Genomic DNA, 4,981 nt, shown 5'->3' on the forward strand with positions numbered 1-4,981 from the left:
CTTAAAAAGGTGTATGGCGGCAGTTTTAGAGGAAGTGTTATCGGGTTTGTGTTTCCGCTATGAACCTCATCCCACACTTTTTTATTTTCAGCCAAGAGCTGTTTTAGCTTCATGTAAATTCTTCCCTCGCGCTCATATGTCGTGCCTATCTTATTGTCAACGAGTTCTATATTAGAACCCAGCGGAGCAACTATTTCAAGCTCATCATTAGGCAGAGTTTTATATTTGCACAGGAAGTGAGTCCCCTCCTCATTTACGACTCCGCTTACCTGATGTGTTCCAAGTTGCATTGTAAAATCCAAGCTCTGCGTGTCATGTTTCTCAAACGGTCTAGAGATTAAATAAGCATCGGTATATCCGCGATTTTGAAGAGATTGTAACTCATACTGATATTTATCAACATCTACCTTATCTTCATAGTAGTCATCTATAGCCATTCTATAGGCCTTTGCCGTTACTGCCGCGTAATATGCTGTTTTTGTACGACCCTCTATCTTAACAGAATCTACAACACCGCTATCTAGAATCTCTTTGATATGCGAAGCGAGATTAAGATCTTTTGAATTCATGATGTAAGTTCCCACACCCTCATCCTCCTCAAGTCTAAAGAGCGTTCCCGTCTCAGGATTTGCCGCATACATCTCATAAGGAAACCTACAATCATTCGCGCATGAGCCACGGTTTGGCACACGCCCGCTTTGAAGTGTTGAGATAAGACATCTTCCACTATATGCAAAACACATAGAGCCATGAACAAAAACTTCAAGCTCCAAATCCGGAAGCTCTTTTTTAATCTCAACCAAATCCTTAAGTGAGATCTCTCTAGCCGTAATTATGCGTGTTGCTCCCATATCATAGTAAACTTTAGCATCAAGAACATTCATTACATTAGCTTGAGTCGAGAGATGAAGAGGCATCTCTGGAGCTAACTCGTGGCAAAGTTTAAGTACACCCGGTGTCGCAATTATAAAAGCATCCGGTTTTAGCTCTGCCATTTTTAAAATATGTTTTTTTAACAGGTTGAGTTGGGAGTTAAAAGGAAAGCCGTTTATTGTTGCATAAACTTTTTTACCTCTTGCATGTGCATATGCAATCCCCTCCTCAAACTCTTCAAAACTGAACTCTTTTCCTGAGCGAATACGAAGAGAGAAGTGACTCACCCCTCCATATACGGCATCAGCACCAAAATCAATCGCAATTTTTAATTTTTCTAACGTTCCCGCAGGGGATAATAACTCAACTTTTTGCATCAACTGCCAAACTGCGCTAAAAGAGCTTCTATATCTTCATTTGTCGCCAATTCATTATGAGAGTCGCCTACAATATGCTGTGCAGAAGAGACTCTTTTTTCATCATCAATTTTACCTTCAAAGAGGGAGTTCATGTAGTTAGAGAGTGCGCGCATAACATTAATAACACGTTCAATTTTTTGACGATGAATATCTTGATACTGCATAATGTCCATAACACTGATTATAGACTCTCCACTTGATTGAAGAGTCTCTAAGGCTTCGTTTGTGCTCTGTAGTGCCGAGCTATTTTTATCTAGTTGAACTTTAAAAGCTTCTACATCCGGAAATTTAATGCTTAAGGTTTTAAACAACTCAAAGTTACTTTCTAGCACCTCTATTACTTCTTGGGCTCTCTTCTCTTCCTCAAGCAAATCATTGCTTATCCCCTCAATAATGTCAAAAATCTCACTAGCTTTCTCTTCACTCTCTTTTGTAACATCATCAAGTTGATGTACCATTTTGTTTTCATTTGTTGCAGGAAGAGGCCAATGATGTGCTGTATCGGGACTATATCCCAACGGCTTATCATCACTCTGTTTTGCAGAGACTAAATCCTCTTTTTCATCATCTTCAAATTCAGAATCCTCTTCAACAGAGGCATTATTTATATCATCATCCGCAAAAGAGTCTAAATCTTCAATATCACCGCTCATCATAGCATCTAGTTCTTCTTGAGTCATAGAAAATTCTCCGTTATACATTCGCTAAATTTAATTTTTATCACTATAATATCATAAAACATATAAATATGAGAATTAAACAATGATAGTTGACCTACATAACCATACTAAACTTTGCAATCATGCAGAGGGCGAAGTATCTGAATATATCCAAAAAGCGATAGAGTGCAACATAAAATATTTTGGCTTTTCTGAACATGCACCTATGAATTTTGATGAAAAATATCGCATGAGTTTTGAGCAGATGCAAGAGTATGAAACAACTATTCTTGAGGCAAAAGAGAGATATAAAGAGAGCATTGAGATTCTGCTAGGATATGAAGTTGATTACCTTAAAGGCTATATGGATGAGAGAGTTCTAAAAGCTGATGTTGATTTTTTGATAGGCTCCGTACACTTTATTGATGAGTGGGGGTTTGATAATCCTGAGTTTATAGGAAACTATAAAGAGCAGGATATTGATGAGATTTGGCAAAAATATTTTGATGCGATTGAGGAGATGGCAAGTAGCAGACTCTTTGACATTGTCGGGCATTTGGATTTAATTAAAATTTTTAAATTTTTGCCAAAAAAAGATATAAATGAAATAGCAAAAAATGCGCTACTTGCGATTAAAGAAGCAGATATGTCTATTGAGATAAATGTTGCAGGATTTAGAAAGCCTATCGGCGAAGCTTATCCATCTATGTCTCTCTTAAGGGAGATTAAAAAGCTTGATATCCCGATAACATTTGCTTCAGATGCCCATAAACCTGAGCAAGTTGGATTATTTAGTGATAAGGCTCTTAAGATGGCAAAAGATGCAGGTTATGAGGAGTGTGTATTTTATAAAAATAGGAAAAAAGAGTTTATAAAGATTTGATAAAAATATCATAAAGCAATTTTAAAGAGTTAGACTTGTATAATGCAAAAACTTAAATTTAAGAAGGAAATTAAGATGGGTAAATATATAGAATTAACTGGTTCTGATTTTGAAGCAACACTAAGCGAAGGTGTATCTTTAGTAGATTTTTGGGCACCTTGGTGCGGGCCTTGCCGTATGATTGCTCCTGTAATTGAAGAGCTTGCTAATGACTATGACGGTAAAGCTAAAATCTGTAAAGTAAATACTGATGAAGAGCAAGATATTGCTGTTAAATTTGGTATTCGCTCTATTCCTACAATCATGTTTTTCAAAGATGGCAAGATGGTAGACCAAGTTGTCGGGGCACAATCAAAAGCTGCTCTAGCTGAAAAAATAGACGCTCTCTTAGCGTAACTTAAGAGTAGTGTAGTGTCTGCAGGAGGCAAAAGTCTCTTTTCTCTATCTACACTACTAGCCTCTTTCTTTGGCGCAGCTATGATAGCTGCTGCCTTTGCTTATTTTAATTATAAATTCTCAGAGTATAAATTTATTGACTTTAAAGAGTGGGTATTTTATGAAAAAAAAGATATTTTTACCCCAACGGCTGATAAATATATAGTAGTTTTTTATAGCTCTAAAATAGATAAAACAGCCCAACTTCTTGCAGATATTGATTTAAATCTCCCCATTATTGCAATTGACTACTATAATGAAGTTTATGAAAACAGCAAAAATACCACATTTTTAAGAAGCGGAACAAAAACATCTCTAAGTTTTATACAAAGATTTAACTTATATGAAATTCCATCTATTTTTTTTATAAAGAAAACAAAAGAGTCTCTTTATAAACAAGATAGTATGATACGAAAACTAGATAATTTAAATGAGTTATCTAAAAGTGTTGATTTATTGTAATTTGAGAGCCCACCTTCAGTGACCACAGCGGTCTAAGCGGAATAAAGGGGCAAAGCCCCTTTATGGGAATAATGAATATAGTGATACGAAAACTAGATAATTTAAATGAGTTATCAACCCAAATAAAAGATTTATAAACAAGGATATTTTATGATATTGGATTGCGCAATTATCGGTGGCGGACCGGCAGGTCTTACTGCAGGATTATATACAACTCGCGGTGGCTTAGAAAACGTTGTTATGTTTGAAAAAGGTATGCCCGGAGGGCAGATAACGCAGAGTTCAGAGATTGAGAACTACCCAGGTGTTACCGGCGAAATCAGTGGAATGGATTTGATGATGCCATGGCCCGAGCAGTGCCAAAAATTTGGTCTAAAACATGAGATGGTTGAAGTAAAACGTATCAGCAAAGATGGCGATATATTTAAGATTCATAAAGAGGATGGCTCAATAAGCCAAGCACATAGTGTTATAGTATGTACAGGATCCTCCCCAAGACGAGCTGGATTTGCAGGAGAGGATGAATTGCTTGGTAAGGGCGTGAGTACTTGTGCTACATGTGATGGTTTTTTCTATAAAGGAAAAGAAGTTGCTGTAATCGGCGGCGGAGATACTGCCTTAGAAGAGGCTCTATACCTTGCGAAAATATGCTCTAAAGTCTATCTCATCCATAGGCGTGACTCATTTCGTGCAGCTCCAAATACAGTAAAAAGAGTAGAAAATTCCGAAAATATTGAGCTTATTTTAAACACTACTCCCGAAGAAGTTTACGGCGATAATATGGGAGTTGTAGGTATCAAGGTAAAAAACAGCGATGGAGAGATTCGTGATATAAAAGCACCCGGTGTTTTTGTTTTTGTCGGAAACGATGTAAATAATCAAACTCTAATTCAAGAAGATGGAAGCTTTCTATGTGATGTAAGCAAGCAGGGAGATATAATTGTTGATATCAGCATGAAGACCTCGGTTGAAGGTCTTTTTGCAGCAGGTGATATGCGTATAGCTGCTCCAAAACAGGTTGTTAGTGCTGCAGGTGACGGTGCTGTTGCCGCACTTCAAGCTATATCTTATGTGGATGAAAAATTAAATTAATTTATTTAGTAGGAGAATTAAATGACACGAGTTGGTGTTTTTGGTGCAAATGGCAGAGTCGGCAGGTTAATTATAGATGATTTAAAAGAGAGTGATGATATAAGTTTAAGCTCTGTATATGTCAGAAGTTCTCTCGACTTCTCCATTGACCCATCCGT

General features: G+C 36.9%; 6 protein-coding genes and 1 pseudogene. 5 read left to right on the plus strand and 2 right to left on the minus strand.

Going from position 1 to position 4,981, the window contains the following annotated elements; translation table 11 throughout:
• Both M0Q20_RS10845 and M0Q20_RS10850 read right to left on the minus strand, forming a co-directional pair.
• Positions 1 to 1,250: peptidase U32 family protein (locus tag M0Q20_RS10845; protein ID WP_295061834.1), on the minus strand; the 1,250-nt coding region annotated here is incomplete at its 3' end.
• Complete coding sequence (locus M0Q20_RS10850; protein WP_295061837.1) at positions 1,250 to 1,972, minus strand: chemotaxis protein; 723 nt, start codon at positions 1,970 to 1,972, stop codon at positions 1,250 to 1,252. The genes M0Q20_RS10850 and M0Q20_RS10845, both read right to left, overlap by 1 nt.
• 82 nt (positions 1,973 to 2,054) lie before the next feature.
• On the opposite strand from M0Q20_RS10850, the gene M0Q20_RS10855 reads away from it, so the two are divergent.
• The 5 genes and pseudogenes from M0Q20_RS10855 to M0Q20_RS10875 form a co-directional block, all read left to right on the plus strand.
• The gene (locus M0Q20_RS10855; RefSeq protein ID WP_295061839.1) at positions 2,055 to 2,834 is read left to right on the plus strand and encodes a histidinol-phosphatase; all 780 of its coding nucleotides are present in this window, start codon (positions 2,055 to 2,057) and stop codon (positions 2,832 to 2,834) included.
• Between the two features lie 75 nt (positions 2,835 to 2,909).
• Complete coding sequence (gene trxA, locus M0Q20_RS10860) at positions 2,910 to 3,230, plus strand: thioredoxin (RefSeq protein WP_295061842.1); 321 nt, start codon at positions 2,910 to 2,912, stop codon at positions 3,228 to 3,230.
• 15 nt (positions 3,231 to 3,245) lie between these two features.
• Positions 3,246 to 3,731, plus strand: a complete 486-nt coding sequence (locus tag M0Q20_RS10865; protein WP_295061845.1) for a hypothetical protein — start codon at positions 3,246 to 3,248, stop codon at positions 3,729 to 3,731.
• A 153-nt stretch (positions 3,732 to 3,884) separates the two neighbouring features.
• Complete coding sequence (gene trxB / locus M0Q20_RS10870) at positions 3,885 to 4,823, plus strand: thioredoxin-disulfide reductase (protein WP_295061848.1); 939 nt, start codon at positions 3,885 to 3,887, stop codon at positions 4,821 to 4,823.
• Between the two features lie 21 nt (positions 4,824 to 4,844).
• Positions 4,845 to 4,981, plus strand: a pseudogene (locus M0Q20_RS10875) (4-hydroxy-tetrahydrodipicolinate reductase); the annotation flags it as partial.

The organism is Sulfurimonas sp. (genome assembly GCF_023229025.1).
Taxonomy (GTDB): domain Bacteria; phylum Campylobacterota; class Campylobacteria; order Campylobacterales; family Sulfurimonadaceae; genus Sulfurimonas.